Raw genomic sequence first — 18,232 nt, 5'->3', positions numbered from 1 at the left:
ATTAGTATTATAGGAGTCAGTGTATGTATTGTGGAGGTTGACCTTTTATCCCCCTCCCCTGCCCAAAAATGCATGGAGTATGTTTGCAATTGAGTGAGCTTAATCCCAAAATGGATTCGGACGCAAGAAACAGCATACCTGGTTTTCAACCAAGTACGCAGTTCCTCATCTTACTCCTATAGCTTTCAACTCTCTCTTTCGGATCTTGCGGTTACGGAAAACATTTTTTGCGCCTATGACATACAGCGATAATCGAAGCAGCATTAGTAATAAAATGATCGCGCCGTCCCAGAACGAAACCGAGTCAAAGGCAAAATCGGCAACCTGATGAAAAGCCATAGAAAGTCCCGTAACGGAGGCCGGAATTGTAAACGCAATAAGTATGAATGTGAGCGTCGCGATTCCAAAAATGTAAAAAAAGGAAAACACCTTTGCTGCTCTCTTTTCACCCGAAGGCATCCTCTCCCACTGCCCTTTACTCTCTTCTCTTTTATATGGGACCCTGGATCTCAGAAAGGTCTTACTTGATTGATGGAGGTTCGCAGAATTAGTCCAATTAACTACCACATAATAAACATCCGTCCTCAAAAAGAACAAAAACTGGGAAAGGACTGAAAAGAATAGAGCGAGTGCGATCAGCCGGGATAACTCAAAGACGAAAGTACTCTCAATCGCAGACAATTGTACTAGCAGACAAATAAGCAGCAGTGTACAATCCCAGGCCATTCCAGCAAGATAAGGTAAATATCGTTTTTTCTTCGGGTGCGCCCATAACCCCGTCATTTGAGTTTCCACTGCTACGAACACATAACGAATACTAAATCGAATGTTGGTTTTGACTCCCCTGCTAACGGCGGCGAAGAAGTGTCCGCATTCATGAATGACGATTTGTATACTACTGATTACAAAGATTAGCAATGCATTTGCTCCAATTCCATTCAGTAAAAAAGCGTCCCGGAAGTGCGGTAAAAGCGACGGGTTAAATGCGTAAAGCAAGATAATGACAACTACATTCATCATGTATAATCTGGCCATCCACTTATGAAACAAAATACGGCCTACCTTTACCTGCCAGGACTCCTGCCGAGGCGCCTGAATGGTATCGTAATCTACAATTTTCCTCCCATCGATGCTGAAAACTAGTCCAAGCGCCAGTAGCTTTGTAACAAAATCCACAACATTCACATCGATTCCCTTTTCCTGCTGGATCAACTCTTTAATATCATGAAGTGTCCGTTTGCCGTCCGCTAATTCAATGACGAGAACCGCAGGCTCCGGCACTCTAATAAACTTAGGAATAAGGGGATCGCCAATTGTGTATTCCTGGCCTTCTTGTTGTATGGTCAGATGCGCCAGAACTGCTCTGGATTCCGAATGAATTTCATGGTTCATATTCGTCTACCCTCATTTTACGGTCATTTTTTCCGTTCCGAGTGTTACCAAGGCATCTAAAGGTACTGGTTCCGCTCCAATAACTCGACTCCTCCCGCAGCTGGGGCAGTCCTCTATTCGGCTTATCTCTTCATGGGTCAACCTCATATCCTGCAGGTTTATTTTCGTGTAGGGTAAAGGAAACATGGGTGAATACTTCGTTATATATTTGGCTATTTCCGAGGCCAGCACCGAGGTTAGAAGCGATACGTTGGGAGCAAAGGACGGATTCAAGAATAAATGACTATCCAGTTCACCGTTTGAAATGGATTTTATCGTGTCGAATACTTTGGAGTTGCGGCGAATGGACTGCATACACAAGCAATCCGTACATCCTGTTTCGAAGGGGACAACCCGGTACATAAACCCGCTGCCATGGCGAAGTCCGGCATGAAAAACAGGCTTGCGATATTGAATGCATGCGGAGTTAACGTATCTTGATGCTTGCACAGGAGGAGTATCGATCACGCACACGACAACATCCACGTCTTTTATTATGTCCTTCACGGAATGAGCACTATCGATTTGCCGATTCACAAGCTGAACGTCAATGTCGCGATTCATGGCTTGGAGGCGTTCGCGTATCACATCAGTCTTGTGCTTACCAATATCGTCTTCCGTAAAAAGAATCTGCCTATTTAAATTGTTCAATTCTACGCGATCATGATCTACGCCAACGATTTTGCCTACTCCCATCGCAGCTAACCAAGTAGCCAACAACCCACCTCCGCCCAAGCCGAGAATGGCTACGGAGCTATGCTTCAACCTTTCCTGGAACAAGTAGCGGTTTTCGAGCATCGATTCGTGCACGGAATAAAAGGTGAAATTGTTCCGGTAACGCTGCAGCTCCCGTTGAGTCAATCCATACGTGTCCGTTGCATCGCTTTCAAGCAGCTTATGGTTATGCAGCATGGAAACCCCTCGTTTCACATCTTCCTCTGTGAGATTGCACAGCTCGGCAAGCTCTTCTATCGTGTACAGACCCGTTAATTGATTCATAAATCTATAAATGATTCCATTCGGATCGGGAATCTCGAGACGAACTAGATCCGTTTGAATCCGTATCACCTGATCGGCTGCTTGCATATGATTTCGATAAAAATCCTTTAATTTAGGTCTCATGTATAGCTCACCTCAGTCAAAAGAATGGAAAAGGCCGTACTTTGATGTACGACCTTCTTGCGTAAGGCTAAATCATTAAATCGTGGAGATACCGTCCCACGGTGTATCAAGGCCATCTGCTTTATACATAGTCGGAGTCAGGTCTTCCACTTCACGGATTTCGATCGTCATATTATCACCTCCCTTATTTGATACTGTTACTTTAATACATATTTGACAACTTGAGGAGGTTGATTTTTCTTCACCCTAAGGAAAGTTGAGTCAAACAAAAAACAGCTGCCGTTTGGCAACTCCTCTGCAATCAATCGTGTCCTAAGTAATAACGAGGTCGGAGCTTTACGCAATTTATGTTACATTAACAACGTCTATACATTTGGGGTTATTTGTTAGAAGTTAATTGGAATGAAAATGGAGGCGACAAAAGATGAAATATAAGTTGGCATTAATTAGCGGAGTCATATGGAGCGCTACTTTTTCTCAATTCGTTTTTGCAGATGAGCGGTCCCCAAGCCTACCGAAAACAAATATCATGGGCATCTTTGACTCCGCAAGATGTTCAAACTGTGGAAGCAGAAATGGATTGGTACAAACCTTTTCCCAATGAACAGAAATGGGTGAAAATTCATACAAACTGGCTTGGTGATCAATGGGTGCATATTGATTTTCATGAGATCGGTAGGATGACGCCTAAAGATGAGTTTCTTGATGTATTGGGTCCCATGCCGTTGTTCACTAAATCAGAATATGGATATACAGGAGCGACGCTCGCCAGTCAGATCGTTCATACCAAAGGGATATTTTATCGTCCATTGCAAAATCCTCTTGGCTATATAATTTGAAACCAGATGGAATTGAAATCAGGTCTTTGGAGGAAACCGATCATTACGTGATTATGAGGCAGTTTCTAAATAACAAAGACAACATGCTCAAGCAGTTATTTGAAAATCAATCAAAAGACGAATGAAAGAAAATTCACGAGTGTGAGTTACGCTAACGCAGAACGATAGCTCCATAACAAAGATCAAGCAGGCTGCCGCTGACAAACTCGGTGGCATGTTGTGCTAAACTGGCAGGATAGTTTAAGATCAAGTGTAGTGAACTTTATTACAATTAGGTGCTAATTTACAAATATAATAACACCGTGAGAAGTAATAGATAATTGAATAACTTCCAGAGAGCAGGATCGTATTAATGACAGGTAATAATAAACAACGTTACCGCTTCAGTGAAGCGCCTATATGGAATATCCAACGAAAATATTATGAAGAAGAAGGAACGAAGGCCTGGAACAATGATCAAGTTCCTCAATATATAACGAGTAATCCAATGATTGCTACGGCATATGCAGAAATGATCTTTGGGTTTCTTCAAGATCGGGCGAATAGTGAATATCGTTCAGAGCCTGTTTTCATTGTGGAACTTGGAGCAGGAGCGGGACGTCTTGCTTACCATGTGCTGCATGAGTTGTGTCAGTTGAGAGACTACGCGGGGATATCACTGCCTGGGTTCCGTTATATTATGACGGATTTGGCGACGAACAATGTTATGGCTTGGAAGGAACATCCCGCTCTACAATCTTTTATTGCCGAGGGAATACTGGATTTTGCGCGATTTGATGCTGTCAATGATACCGTCTTGAACCTCGTTGTATCTGGCACAACCATTAGTGAAGGAGATTTAAAACAACCATTAATCATTGTTGCCAACTACTTTTTTGATAGCATTCCACAAGAGTTGATTTATGTTGGTGATGGGCAAATTTATGAAGCAGATGTTTATGTCGAATATTCCGAACATAATGATTCACTTAAACCATCAGAGTGGTTAAATCAAATAACTTTAAACTATGAGCATCGAAGGGCGCATGAGTACGAACAAGAAACCTATCCTTACCGTGATGTCATTTCCATTTATCAGGAACAACTAGAAGACTCGCATATTTTATTTCCTGCAGCTGGAATAACTTGTTTAGAGCGTTTGAATCTGTTATCTCAGGCAGGATTCCTATTGATAACAGCAGACAAAGGAGATCACTTACTGGATAACTGGAAATTCGCAGAACCGCCTGAGTTGATCTTACATGGAAGTTTTTCTTTAACGGCTAACTACCATGCGATTCAGCATGTCTTTGAACAAAGAGGAGCCGCGGCGTTATTCCCCCCACATCATTATAAAAATATAAATGTTGGCTGTATTCTCAATTTGGATAAACCAATGGTTTATCCAAATATGAGATTAGCTTATCGTCGATGTATTGAACGCTTTGGTCCGGACGAATTTTTTAGTATGAAGAGTTGGGTAGATTGCAATCAAGATAGCATGGGACTACAGCAAATATTAAGTTTTTGGCGTTTGGGTGGATATGATGCAGAATTTTTCATTCATAGCACGAAGCAGATCTCCAATTTGTTGCCAGATGCAAACGATGAAGAGAAGCAGGACATGTTGAGAGGCATACAGTTGATGTGGTCATCGTACTACGTCATGGAGCAGCGTTATGATCTAGCGCTCGATGCGGGATTGATACTGTTTGAGATGGACATGTACGAACATTCCAAATGGTATTTGGAAATATCGATTCATCAAGAACAAGATGAGGTCGTATCAACCGTATTTTATTGTCTAGCCATTTGTTGTTTCGAGTTAGAGTTAGTCGAAGATGCAATGAGTTATATACGAAAATTATTAGAACTTGAGCCTGATCATGAAGAGGCATTGGCGTTGATAAGCCAATTTGAGTTGCATTAATAAGTTCAATCATAAAACGGCAGCGGTCACCTTCTCGTCCAAGGCTGTCTTCTTTTTGGATGCAAGTCAATAAAACCTAGGGGAGCCTTTATATCGCTGTTAGAACGATTCGGAGAACCGTATCATATAGAACGGTCAGTTTAGTGGAATTGAATAATAGAGGATAAGTCTATCTAACATAACTAGTCCCATACATTTTGAAGAGGGAGTCCACGTTCTGTTCGAGCCAGGTCATCAACTCGTTGAATAAAGGCAGTTTTTGCTCGTGTGTAGCCCTCAGGGTCGGAATGATATTGTTCAGCCAGGGCCTGTAATCTTCGACTCTCTTTTGTATCGGATGGGATGTCGTGAGCGGAACGAAAGCGACGGAATTAATGGAACTGGCCATGACGGATGAAACCTTGGCCCAATGTTCAGTTGCGATGGCCTACTACCTTTTCCGCGCGGTGGAGAAGGTAGGTCTCTATCACAAAACGGACGAGCTGTGGACGCTTTGGAGACAGATGCTGGTGAAAAAGTTGACGACCTGTGTAGAGGATGACGTAACCGAACGAAGCGACTGTCATGCCTGGGGCTCTTTAATTCTGTATGAACTTCCGGCAATCGTTCTGGGTGTGCAGCCGGCAGAACCGGGCTACTCGAGCGTCAAGGTAAGTCCAACTCCGGGCTATTTATCATGGGCGAAAGGCGAAGTGATAACCCCGAAAGGGATCGTCAAAGTTAGCTGGGAAAAGGTAGAGGATGGAAGCATCGATCTCAAAGTCGAGGCGCCGGAAGGGATAAAGTATGTGATTTGATCTACGAAAGGCGACATTAGCCTACCAATTACCTAATGTGGCAGGAGAAGGTGTGCGGCTAAACGGGAGAAAGGATAGTCATATTTGCTAGTATTTTATGCATATGCTGTAAAAAGGCTAAATTTTTTTTCTAACGAATTCTGTAACAAACAGCCTTTTTTGATCTGAAAACCAATAAATTCCAATGAATTTTGAAACAACAAAAACGGAGCGACGCGGGTTTTCGGGCTCCGTTTTCTAATTAATTCTGGAATATCACTGAACGTTGCCAAGCAAGCTGACCTCACTTTAATAAGTGAGGTCTTTTTATGTTTTATTATATATTTCTCATGATTCCCAGTCCTTTCGAAGGTATTTTTTTCTCATTATAGATAAATATTAGTAGTTTGATGGCTATAATTCTGAGACTAAAAACATCCTTGTTGATGAACAATAGCAAAGAAGATATTAGTATCTAAAAAGAAAGGAGTCATTGCATGCCGATCTTCATGAAGAGTATTTATCGATATCAGACTTAATATCCATCGTCTTCTTATTATTAGTTATTGTATTTGTTCTCCATGTTTTTTAGTTGATGGTGGGGGATAAACAAACTATTAGATATGAGGTGTTTTTTTTGTCTAAATGCTATCATTGTGAGGTAAAGGCTGACGTAGCCCATAGCATCACGCTTTATCAGAAAAATGGACTCGAAGAGAAAATAGAGGTTTTATGTAGCTATTGTTATTCAGAATGGCTTCAATCATTGAAAGGTTAGGATATTAAAGTGATTTTGCGATATATTAAAAGACCAAAATGAACAACTTCACCTAAATAATATCAAATTTTTCAGTAGACAATAATTGTTCATCTTATGGATGACTTGCAGTTTATCCACAATAATCATAATTATCATAAATCAAAAGACTGGAAAGTTAGTTTTAACAATCCAGTCTTTTCTTTTCGTCTGAATCTATAGTTACCTAAGATAAAGTATTGCAAATCAGAGCACTTTCAAAAGATGATCCATAGAATACCTACGAATTTGCGTTTTGGGAGTAGGAGAGAAGAAAAGTCGCTTCCTCAACTTGATTGATTAATTATTGTTCATTTCTTGCTGTTTGTCTTTTGGAATTTTTTGAGTCAATAACTTTTCATAAATTTCTGAATTAGATTGGATGTTTTGTTTCTTATTTTTTGGTTTAAGCATACGTTATCACCTCCAGTATCTCCTGAAGTAATTTTCCTTAGTTTCTATCAATACTTCGAACATTATCCATTTGGGTAATGACCTCCTTTCTAAATTATTGATTAATATGTACCATTAGTGGCCCGGAAAATCCTAACACCAGCACAAGCATTACGTTTGCCTGAATAATGGGTCTGTTGATAAGGTTAAGGAAATTTCGTTAACGGAGTTCAGTTGAAATCGTTCCTTGAGATCTATTTTCATCAGGGTATATTTATGAAATTATCGGTTAACTTAACATTTGTTGTAAGTTGGAATCACACTAGGGGGTATATATGAGCATTGAAATAAAACCTAGGCAACCTAAGAAGTGCCGAGGATGCATATGGGGCAATTGGGATGGATTGAAACAGTATTGTAGTAAAATTAAATGTATTAAGTAATGTATTACGAAAGCGCCTGAATTTATCACCTCGATAAGAATCAACACTTAAGAACAATGCAGATAAAAGAATAATCTGTAACGAATGTTGAGTAGGCGAATATACTATTACAGTTGTATTCACCTTTGAATTTATGGGAGGATTTTAAAAAAAATGAGCAAATATACGCATCTGGCTTGGCATGAAACGCTAGATATGCATGAACTAGTAGCGTTCCAAACAAATGGTTGCAGCCATTCAATTGCACGCAAATGTATTTAATTTCATGCTGCAACGTAGTTACTACCCCTCCTACAATTTAGATCAATTATTAGCAAATGATGTACAGAATGCTCAACGTGCTTTATCTATGTAAACTTTACAATTCGTAATGTAACATTTGGGTATTTATAAATAATTTAACACTTCGGCACTAATTAAATCTTATTGTGAAGTGGAGTTTATAAAAAATGAATGGTCTTTATAAGAACAGATCAAAATTAGGAAAATGGCTTGATGAAAACCATTTAACTCAGGATTGGCTTGTTTATTCTACGAAGTTAGATAGAAAGACTGTATCCAGACTCTCAAATATTAATAATAAGAATATTACTCGTCCGAAGGCTACAACAAAGCAATTAATATATGAAGTTATTATTAAAATAAACCCAAGTGTTAATTATAACGATTTATGGTAATCAATCTTATTCCATAAAAAGAAAAGAAAGCGCATGTGTTATAGTGGAAAAACACTGAGGTAGCATGCGCTTTCTATTTATTCGTTAGTGCGATATATAACGAAGTTAACCTTAATCATCGTACATTTACCTATGATCATCTAATATTATCCGTCGGCGATATGAAAACCTAGCTCCAATAGGAATATCTTCTAGTTTAGTTTCAGGTCTTTCTGAAAAAGCAGGGAAAGGTACAACACCGTTATTAATCAAAATTGTATCGCATTCACTTACTTCAAGCTAATGTAATGGTTCGTCTTTTTGATTGCCACTTAAGATAACCAAAAATGCCACTGCTCCTTAAAGGGAATTATGAACAAATTTAATATAACCATCAATTGATTAAATATACTAAATCGATTTGCAGGCTCCAGAATGAAGCGAGCCCCGCCGGCTTGATCGGGCAACCTTTGCTCACCTATGGGGCAGAGCATTCATCACGAAAGGAATGATTTGAGGGATTCTAATTTGCATTTCATCCAAAAGGTATCTATACAAAGAGAAAAGGTTGTATCTCATGCTTATATAGAGTTTCAGAATAAAGGTAATGGAAATGAGGGGTGTATCATTTTTGTATAGAGTGGCTATTTGCGATGATGAGGACAAACAAAGAGAGCTTGTTAAAAGCATCCTGATTACTTTGTCGATAAAGACAAATATAGATTTTGAAATCGAATTATTCGGCTCGGGAGAGCAGTTAGTATCCTATTATGAGCGCCATGAAACTCCATTCCATGTTTTAATATTGGATATTGAAATGGGTGGGATGAATGGGATTCAAACAGCCCGAAAAATAAGAGGGTTAAAGAACCTGGATGAGCAAATTATTTTTCTGACAAGCTACCCTGAATATATGGTGGAAAGTTTTGACGTCATGACATTCCAGTATTTGATAAAACCCATTGCCCCCTCGATCTTGGAGGAGAAAATAGCAAAGGCATCATCTCAGATTATGCTTTGGCTTTAAAAGACTGTAACTTCTTGCAAATCCATCGTTCTATTATTATTAACCTGCTTCATGTGAGGAAGTTTGCCAGCGGAGTTGTTCGAATGTCCAACGGTATGGAATTACCGATAGGCCGTTCTAAAATTAAAGAGGTTAAAGATACTTACACCAAATTTATGATTATGAAGGTCGATTGATATGATTCAAAATAATTTGCTTATTGTCTTTAGCATTGTACTTGTGATGGGCGTTCAAATTAATTTTTTCTTCAACTCGTTTTTTGAAAAATCAACTAAAAAGCATAATCGATTCATTTACTTCATGATCTTTGGGCTGCTTGATTACCTATATTTAGTTGTTTATATTTCTCCTACTGTATCTTCGATTTTAGCAATGCTTTTGATATTTAGTTTAGCGCAATCTTATCAAGTAGAAATGAAAACAAAGATCATTTTCTCTATATTTTACGGTGTTTTAATGACTATCATGAATTTTATATCCATTTATATTTTTTATACACTAGATTTTGTTGACTTTAGCAACTTCGATTATCCTATCAATGAACAAAAACAAATAGCCTATACGAAGGCCACTTTACTCAGTTGCATTATCATGTTTGCTGTCATTCAGATCATACGACTAATTGCAAAGCGCAGAAGTTTCTCTTTACATTATCGGTACTATCTATTATATTTGTTTGTTCCTATCATAAGTATATACCAACTTAATATTCTCACTTATTATATTGAAAAGAACGTCTATTATTTCATTTCCGTCATTGGATTTCTTTTCTTAAACGTTATGATTATCTATATTTTTGATAATATCATTGATAAATTTCTATTCATGCATGAGAATGCTCAGATGCAGCATCAAATGGACTACCAGGATGCGAATTACGAAAAGGTCGTTCACAGCTTCAAATCCATTAAAAGAATTATTCACGATACGAATCAACAGTTTTTATATATTGAAGAGTGTATTAAGCGAAAAGAGTTAGCAGCAGCAATGGAGCATATTCAAACTACCTTAAATAAAGTCGAAGGAGCCTATCAACGGGTGAATACGGGGAATCTGGTTATAGATGCCCTTGTCACCAATACGCTAAATATTGGACAAGCGAATGGCATAAGAATAGATACAAAGCTTAACTTATATTCACAAGAAATCCATATTGACCGTTATGACTTATGTGTTGTCATTGGAAATATGCTAGATAACGCCATAGAAGCTTCTAAACATGTCAAAATTGCAGAGGATCGGTACATTCTTATCAAAATTCATTCTACCGAGTCAGCTCTTCTCATTCACATCCAGAATCATATGGAGAATGAAGTTGCCTACGTACACAGCCAGAAACTAAACCCGGAATTTCATGGTATTGGACTAACCAATATTGCAAGAATCTGCTACAATTACGGTGGTCATATGACCATTGAAACGAAACAAAAAGTATTTCATAATATGGTCCTACTGCCATTTTAAACGAACAATCCTTAGACAACATGTTGTTTAGGGATTGTTTTTTTCGTTTCAGGGTGCTTTTTCATCTAACAGCCTCATGCCTTGTATGATGAATTCAGCAAGTAAAATCCAGAAAGAATTATGAGGAGGAATGCATCATGAAGAAGATGATCTCTGTATTCATGACTGCTATGCTTTTTGCCATACCAGTCACCCCTGCTTTTGCTCAAACGAATCATGATACTGTAAAGGAAAAGGCTCAGGCGCTGGCTTCGAAGATCGTGTCCAATTATGGTGTAAGTGGAATGCAGTATGCGATTATGGATCATGGATCTATTGTTTTATCCGATAGCGCTGGTGTATACGATAAAATTACTAAGAATCCAATAACCAAAGATACTATGTTTGGAATAGGCTCGGTAAGTAAAATGTTTGTATCTGCTGCAACGATGGTGCTAGCTGATTCTAATAAAATTGATATTGATAACCCCCTAGTTACGTATATCAAGGACTTTAAAATGGCAGATGAACGATATAAAGAGATTACGCCACGCATGTTAATGAATCATTCTTCAGGACTTTACGGTACTCACTATGGGAATAGTATGTTGTTTGATGACAATGATACGAAAAATCATGATGAATTATTGCTAAGATTACAATCAGAAAGGTTAAAGTCAAACCCAGGCGAATCTTCGGTATATGGTAACGATGGTTTTCAGCTGCTTGAAATCTTGGTTGAACGAGTGAGCGGTTTAAGCTATAGCGAATTCCTTGAAACCTACATTAGCAAACCTCTTCAATTAAGCTCTACGAAAACACCACTCGATCCTTTTGATCGAGACAGGCTCGCAAAAACTTATTTTCCTACGATTGACCAGGCTTTACCCGTTGAGAATGCCAATGTCATTGGGGCAGGAGGCATCTACTCAACTGCAGAAGAATTAAGTAAGTTCGCTGAAGTATTAATCGGGAATCGAACGGATATTTTATCTGAGAAATCAGCAAAGTCCATGCAAAGTCATGAGTATAGAAATGGAGTGTGGGTTTCTGAAGAGACCAACACCTTTAATTATGGTCTTGGTTGGGATGCCGTTCGTTTAGCAGCGTTTAGTGATTACGGAATAACGGCATTATCCAAAGGTGGAGATACGACTATGTATCACGCTGCTTTGACTACCATACCAGAGTATGATATTTCTATAGCGGTGCTTTCATCGGGAGGGAGTTCCCTCTTCAATAGTATTTTTGCATCTAATGTTTTATTAGAATATGTAAGAGCCAAAGGCATGATTAAAGACCTCCTGCCCCAAAAAACATTTGAACCTTCCTTGAAAGTGGAAATGCCATCGGATTTGTTTTCTTACACTGGATTATACGGTTCCGTGGGTAAAACCGTAAATCTTGAGATTAAGAACGGAGAGATTGATTTACCCGCTCTAGTCGGTGGATTGATACCGCCACAAAAATATGTATATTCGGGCAATGGACAATTCAAAAACAACGATGGGAATGTAACCATAAGCTTTGACCAACCGAAGAATGGAAAAACCTATTTAAAGCTTAACTCTTATATGAATATTCCGGGATTAGGTCAAGCGGTTATGGTAACGTATGAATATTAAAAGTTAGATCCCAATCCTTTAAATCAGACAACTAAAACGGTATGGGAACATAGAAACGGGAAACATTACTACGCTTTGGATGAAAAGATAACTTCAATCTTTTATCTATCCCCGCTTTTGGACAAGAATATATCCGTTGATGTTGATCATGGATACGCATCTGGCACTAAAATTGTTGACGAGAATAAAGCAGTAAATACATTTGATATTCCTATTATGAACGGAAGAGATGCTTTTGATTTGAATTTCTATAACGAGAACCATATAGAGTATTTAAAGATCGATGGACAATCCTATATCAGTGAAGATGCTATTCAACCCATTTATGAAGGGAACGACTCATTTTGCATCATACCATCCAATGGTCAGGCGGTATGGTATAAAATTGATGGAAAATCAGCCAATCGAGTCATGAACGTTGAGGCTCCGGTAAGTGGGGGATTTGCCGTTTATGACGCGAAGGGAATGGTCGTGAACTTTTCAAAGGCAAGCAACAATCATTCAGTATTACTTCCTGAAAGTGGGATGATCGTTTTTGGTGGTAATGAGGGGGATGTATTTAAAATTAATTTAAAGAATAAATAGACTACTCAACTTTCGCATCTACAAAAAACTAGTTAAGCCTTATGGTTGCAAGGCATAATGGAGAATTTTCGCTCCTCTTGATTCCAATATATGGTGTAATTACCAAATAAGAGTGCGAAGGATATAAAAGAAGCAGCTGTTTGGGAAGCAGAACATATTATTGATAGAATAATGGGGGACGATAAGTGGCACACCCGGTTAACATTGTCCGATCACCGACTTGATAAATTGAACCCGCACCGCGACCAGGTGACAAGAACAGTATCTCATTCACGACGGAGGTACATTCCGTATTAAAATTGAATTTCCGTTACGTTAACGGGCAGGATAGTGGAATAAGCTTCCAGTGTGATAAAATAAATGTGAAAAAATAGGAGGTAATTCTATGACAATTGGTTCCCAGAAAGATATTGATGGTCTTACGGAAATCGGTAAAATCGTTGCGTTGACAATTAGTGAAATGAAACGTCATGCACGTGTCGGAATGACGACTAAGGAATTGGATGATATCGGAGAAATATTTTTAAATAGCCGTGGGGCAGTATCTGCTCCAAAAACAACCAAAAACTTTCCTGGCAACACGTGTATCAGCATTAACTGTGAAATTGCTCATGGAATACCGGGAAATCGAAAAATTCTGCCGGGTGATCTTATAAACATCGATGTTTCCGCTGAACGTGGAGGCTATTTTGCGGATGCGGGGCACTCTTTTCAAATGCCTCCATACAATTCTTCTTTAACGCGTCTCTGCAACTATACTCACAATACTATGATGAAGGTTATTTCTTCACTCAAACATGGAGTAAAACTGAACGAAATCGGCAGGATTATTCAAACCGAAGCTGAAAGAGGAGGTTATAAGGTTATAAAGAATTTGTGTAGTCACGGTATTGGAAAATCCTTACATGAGGCTCCAACAGAGATTCTTCCTGTTTATAACAAGCACGATAAACGTGTACTGAGAGAGGGTCTGGTCATTACTATTGAGCCTTTTTTGTCAACGGGCGCGGATTATGTCGTTGAGCAGTCGGATGGGTGGACTTTATGTCTACCGAGCAGCGGTTTTGCAGCACAACAAGAGCACACCATAATTATTACAAAGAATCAACCCATCATCGTGACGGTAGCTTAGGATATCTGAAGAAAAGTAGGGGAGTACGCTAACAAAGAACGATAGCAGAGGAGCTTACATCGATGGAGCTCCTTAAAATAAGCTATTTGACATATTATACATGACCAATATGCTCAAATGGCTTATTTTATTGATTTTTTTGAAATTATCTCTTGATAAACTGTGTAAATAAAGTATTAGACTGCTGGGTGTTTCAGCATTTACTCCGAAAAATGGAATAAGAATTGTACTTCGGATGGAATCTAACGGAAGGGTATCCATAAAAAACTTTCCGAATGGAGCGTTACTACTTATGAGCAGCAGATACTGGTTTCGTTTGGCAATGATTTTAGTTCTGTCCCTAGGATTGACGGTCTGCGGTACTAATGCCAATGCTAAAGGCGGGAATCCGCAAGCAAATCCCCAAAATTCCAAAATTAATCAAAAGGAGATAAACAAGCTACCTACAGACAAGAACGCCATTCGTCCGTTTCATGTGAATGTTCCGGAAGCGGAACTTACTGAATTGCGCAGGCGAATAAACACGACAAAATGGCCTGATAAGGAAACGGTCTCGGATCAATCGCAAGGCGTGCAGCTCGTGACGATTCAGGAACTCGCGCGCTATTGGGCGACAGATTACGACTGGCGCAAGATCGAGGCGAAGCTGAACGCCCTGCCGCAGTTCATCACCGAGATCGATGGTCTGGACATTCACTTCATTCACGTTCGTTCGAAGCATAAAGGTGCTATGCCGCTCATCGTCACGCACGGATGGCCCGGCTCGATCATCGAGTTGCTGAAGATTATCGAGCCGCTTACCAATCCCACGGCATATGGCGGGAAGGCATCGGACGCTTTCGATCTGGTGATTCCATCGATGCCTGGCTACGGATTTTCGGGCAAGCCAACCACGATCGGCTGGGATCCCGACCACATAGCACGTGCCTGGGCAGAACTGATGAAGCGCCTTGGATACACAAAGTATGTGGCGCAGGGAGGCGACTGGGGTGCGCTTGTCACGGATTTGATGGCTGTACAAGCGCCTCCGGGACTGGTTGGCATTCACTCCAACATGCCTGGCACGGTTCCGGCCTACATTGATAAGGCGCTCAAGTGCGAAAGCCCGACGCCCTCCGGTCTCTCAGATGACGAAAAGCGCGCGTACAAGCAGCTGGACTTCTTTTACAAGCACAGCGGCTACGCCCAATTGATGGGGACGCGCCCGCAGACGCTGACCGGACTGGCGGATTCTCCCGTCGGTTTGGCAGCCTTTATGATTGACCATGACGCGCGTAGTCTGGAGCTGATCTCGAAGGCCTTTGCCGGACACCCCGGAGGCCTTACGCGAGACGATGTCCTCGACAACATCACGCTCTACTGGCTGACTAACACGGCGATTTCTTCGGCTCGTCTCTACTGGGAGAACAAGTACCCCTTTTTCACCGTCAAGGGCGTCTCCATCCCGGTTGCCGTGAGCGTCTTTCCTGACGAGCTCTATCAAGCACCGAAGAGTTGGGCAGAGCGGGCGTATCCCAAACTCATGTATTACAACAAGCTCGACAAGGGCGGACACTTCGCGGCGTGGGAGCAGCCAGAACTTTTCACTGCAGAACTCCGCGCCGCATTCAAGTCGCTACGCTAATCGGAGTTAGGTGGAATACGCTCATGCCGTTATAATTGGTGTCTTCTGAAAGCACCATTCATTCAATCGGTTATAGAATTGGCAAAGAAACGTTGAACTAACGGAAACGATAGTTCAATCAAGACATGACGGCAGCCGACTATATGATATGCTGCCGCTGTCCGTTGAAGTAACGGGCAGTTTAGCGTGGAAGCATGCCTCCAGTTTCAACCCATAATATGGTAAAGTTAAGTTTGGTTATACTCGTCGGAGCAAAATACGGACTCAGAAAGCGAGCGCCTGAAAAAGGCGCTTTTTTTCTGTGTTTTTGTCCTCAAAATATATGTTATGTTATAAACTGCACTATTCGTATTTATATGGTTTGTTTTCAGGAAATTATGGAAAAAAGAAAAAATAGAACAATCGATAGTGAGGAGAGAAGAAATGAACGAAGACATGAAACATGTGTTGCTTCGAGAGAAATTGGAAAAACAATTGGTTAAAAATCCTAAGTTTTATAAATTAAAGACAGAATTTTTGCTGCTCGTTGGATACGGTTACGTGGTATGGTTTGTGGCACTTTTCCTGGCTTTGTTTGGCTTTTTAGTCTAGGAAATCGTTCGAAACGGATTCTCCTATGGTTTGATAAAACTGGTGTTAATTAATATCGTAGTCGGTTATTTAGTCATTAAATCGTTGATTGTTAAGAATGAGATGCCAAGTGGCTTGTACGTCACGGAAGCGGAAGCGGGACCTTTGCTAAGTATGGTTGAGGAACTCAGGAAGAAAATCAAGACACCGAAAATTCATCACATCGTTGTCGATGGTAGCTACAATGCGTACGTAACCACCTTTTATAAATTTGGTTTTTTCACGCCAAGCAAAAACATTTTAGTTGTTGGTCTTCCATTGATGTTCATCAATAAGGGAAGGACAACGGCATTATTTACTATTCTTGCAATATTCCTGCTGACGGCAGGTTGTGAAAACATTCCGGCAACAGGTTCGGCTACAAGCCAGATTACAAGCCCACCCACAGAGCAGGAAAATAAAACGATTATCGATTGGGTGGACTTTCTTAAGCTGAACGGTATTTCTTATACCTATTCATGGCAAGCCGCACTTACAGACCCAAGCATGTTAGGTGATGAAATCAGCAAAATTGCTTTTCAAGTGGCAGACAATGTGAACGATGTTCATTATGCCACGAAAGACGGCGATGCGGCTTTTTTACCTATTGGAACGGTTGTATACGCCATAAAAGATTACCCGAATGGCGAGATCGTTGCCGTTCAGGACTTTCATGCTATAGGCGGTTACAAGCTGTACGTTGAGGAGGACAAAAAGAATAAATTGGGATTGACATTCGAGGAGGCTGTCCAAAACAAGATTATAAAGGCAGCCTTTTATCCGATGGGCGGAGAAGAAACGCCGATTTTGGAGTTGAAGAACGGCAGCCAAACTTTCCTGATGGATTTACTGCATCGTGCTGCTCAAGAACCGACTGTCGATATAAATCAAGAAGTTGCAAATTCGGTCTATTATAGCTTCGTGATGGATACCGGCGCGGCAATTGGTTACGTCGATAGAATTTACAGAAATGGTAATAAATATTATTGGAACCATCCTGAAGCAAAAGAGTTGCCGAGCGCGTTTTCCTATTATTTTGCAAATGAAAGGGACGTCGTATTTACAATTCAAGGGATGGGCTTCCCTCTGCCCAATCATACGGACACAGTAGCGACTGGAGAGCGAATTAAACGAGACAGCGGCATCAATAACATTACGTTGATCGCGGATGATAGGGTGACGGAGCGATCACTTTTTACACAAGAAACGATTGTTCAACTGTGGGGAAAAGCCAAAGAGATAAATCCAAGCGACGGCGAAAACAAAGTTTATTTATATATGGCGGACAGAGCGATGCCTGTGAGTAACGGGCAGTTGATCGCATACGTAACGAATAAAGATACGGTTGTTAAGCGTGGGAACGAAGGAGCTTTTAATGTGAAACTGATCCATCTGGACGGAACAGGTGACCGGACAATCGTTGAAGGGGCGAAGTACGGCAGAAACGTTATATTGCTTGACAGCGTTGGCGATAGGATTATTGCGGAGGGTGGGGAGCACTCATTGCTCGACATTAACATCTCAAATGGCAAGATCCGACATTTTCCCATTAATGGTATGCTTGATGCACTTTCGAAAGACGGCAGATACGTTCTGTACCGGAAAATGGCTAGTGAGTCACAGGTTGGTACCGAGATTGCGGTATTTGATCTTGATACGGAGAAGAGCATCGATCTGGGGAGTATACCAAAAAATTATGTATTTTCCCAAGGAGTTAAATGAAAAATCCAGTTGAAGATCGAGATCGAGTTGTACAGTTGTTGATTCTACATTTTTATTACGAACGGGCAGGATAGTGGAACTATAATAGGGGACAAAACGT

At 40.4% G+C, this 18,232-nt stretch carries 10 protein-coding genes and 3 pseudogenes; 11 read left to right on the top strand and 2 right to left on the bottom strand.

Annotated features, from left to right (window positions below; translation table 11 throughout):
• Positions 1 to 165: 165 nt before the first annotated feature.
• Positions 166 to 1,392, bottom strand: coding sequence for a hypothetical protein (locus tag QFZ78_RS12580; protein ID WP_307547905.1), 1,227 nt, complete (start codon positions 1,390 to 1,392; stop codon positions 166 to 168).
• A 12-nt stretch (positions 1,393 to 1,404) separates the two neighbouring features.
• The gene (locus QFZ78_RS12575; RefSeq protein WP_307547904.1) at positions 1,405 to 2,553 is read right to left on the bottom strand and encodes a HesA/MoeB/ThiF family protein; all 1,149 of its coding nucleotides are present in this window, start codon (positions 2,551 to 2,553) and stop codon (positions 1,405 to 1,407) included.
• Positions 2,554 to 3,128: 575 nt separating this feature from the next.
• On the opposite strand from QFZ78_RS12575, the gene QFZ78_RS12570 reads away from it, so the two are divergent.
• The 11 genes and pseudogenes from QFZ78_RS12570 (at position 3,129) to QFZ78_RS12520 (ending at position 18,132) form a co-directional block, all read left to right on the top strand.
• The gene (locus tag QFZ78_RS12570; protein WP_307547901.1) at positions 3,129 to 3,392 is read left to right on the top strand and encodes a hypothetical protein; all 264 of its coding nucleotides are present in this window, start codon (positions 3,129 to 3,131) and stop codon (positions 3,390 to 3,392) included.
• A gap of 352 nt (positions 3,393 to 3,744) precedes the next feature.
• Positions 3,745 to 5,301: a tetratricopeptide repeat protein gene (locus tag QFZ78_RS12565; RefSeq protein WP_307547900.1), complete on the top strand. Its 1,557-nt coding sequence runs from the start codon at positions 3,745 to 3,747 to the stop codon at positions 5,299 to 5,301.
• 347 nt (positions 5,302 to 5,648) lie between these two features.
• Positions 5,649 to 6,098: an alpha-L-rhamnosidase C-terminal domain-containing protein gene (locus QFZ78_RS12560; RefSeq protein WP_307547898.1), complete on the top strand. Its 450-nt coding sequence runs from the start codon at positions 5,649 to 5,651 to the stop codon at positions 6,096 to 6,098.
• Positions 6,099 to 7,862: 1,764 nt separating this feature from the next.
• Positions 7,863 to 8,064: pseudogene (locus QFZ78_RS12555) on the top strand (hypothetical protein).
• Positions 8,065 to 8,996: 932 nt separating this feature from the next.
• A pseudogene (locus QFZ78_RS12550) lies at positions 8,997 to 9,568 on the top strand (LytR/AlgR family response regulator transcription factor).
• 1 nt (position 9,569) lies between these two features.
• Positions 9,570 to 10,856, top strand: coding sequence for an ATP-binding protein (locus QFZ78_RS12545; protein WP_307547897.1), 1,287 nt, complete (start codon positions 9,570 to 9,572; stop codon positions 10,854 to 10,856).
• 137 nt (positions 10,857 to 10,993) lie between these two features.
• A pseudogene (locus QFZ78_RS12540) lies at positions 10,994 to 13,045 on the top strand (serine hydrolase domain-containing protein).
• Between the two features lie 385 nt (positions 13,046 to 13,430).
• Positions 13,431 to 14,177, top strand: coding sequence for a type I methionyl aminopeptidase (map, locus tag QFZ78_RS12535; RefSeq protein WP_307547896.1), 747 nt, complete (start codon positions 13,431 to 13,433; stop codon positions 14,175 to 14,177).
• 292 nt (positions 14,178 to 14,469) lie between these two features.
• Positions 14,470 to 15,801 (top strand): epoxide hydrolase family protein, encoded by a 1,332-nt coding sequence (locus QFZ78_RS12530; protein WP_307547895.1) that lies wholly within the window; start codon positions 14,470 to 14,472, stop codon positions 15,799 to 15,801.
• Between the two features lie 423 nt (positions 15,802 to 16,224).
• On the top strand, positions 16,225 to 16,392 hold the full coding sequence (locus QFZ78_RS12525) for a hypothetical protein (RefSeq protein WP_307547893.1): 168 nt from the start codon (positions 16,225 to 16,227) through the stop codon (positions 16,390 to 16,392).
• Between the two features lie 30 nt (positions 16,393 to 16,422).
• The gene (locus QFZ78_RS12520) at positions 16,423 to 18,132 is read left to right on the top strand and encodes a M48 family metalloprotease (protein ID WP_307547892.1); all 1,710 of its coding nucleotides are present in this window, start codon (positions 16,423 to 16,425) and stop codon (positions 18,130 to 18,132) included.
• Positions 18,133 to 18,232 lie beyond the last annotated feature (100 nt).

It is taken from the genome of Paenibacillus sp. V4I5 (genome assembly GCF_030817255.1).
GTDB lineage: Bacteria > Bacillota > Bacilli > Paenibacillales > NBRC-103111 > Paenibacillus_E.
This window is presented reverse-complemented; position numbering and strand designations above follow the sequence as displayed.

Bases quoted from the DNA above. Each gene is read 5' to 3' on its own strand.
- QFZ78_RS12530 (WP_307547895.1), top strand. From the start codon at position 14,470: ATGAGCAGCAGATACTGGTTTCGTTTGGCAATGATTTTAGTTCTGTCC.
- QFZ78_RS12570 (WP_307547901.1), top strand. From the start codon at position 3,129: ATGGATTGGTACAAACCTTTTCCCAATGAACAGAAATGGGTGAAAATT.
- QFZ78_RS12565 (WP_307547900.1), top strand. From the start codon at position 3,745: ATGACAGGTAATAATAAACAACGTTACCGCTTCAGTGAAGCGCCTATA.
- QFZ78_RS12525 (WP_307547893.1), top strand. From the start codon at position 16,225: ATGAACGAAGACATGAAACATGTGTTGCTTCGAGAGAAATTGGAAAAA.
- QFZ78_RS12580 (WP_307547905.1), bottom strand. From the start codon at position 1,392: ATGAACCATGAAATTCATTCGGAATCCAGAGCAGTTCTGGCGCATCTG.
- QFZ78_RS12575 (WP_307547904.1), bottom strand. From the start codon at position 2,553: ATGAGACCTAAATTAAAGGATTTTTATCGAAATCATATGCAAGCAGCC.
- map (WP_307547896.1), top strand. From the start codon at position 13,431: ATGACAATTGGTTCCCAGAAAGATATTGATGGTCTTACGGAAATCGGT.
- QFZ78_RS12545 (WP_307547897.1), top strand. From the start codon at position 9,570: ATGATTCAAAATAATTTGCTTATTGTCTTTAGCATTGTACTTGTGATG.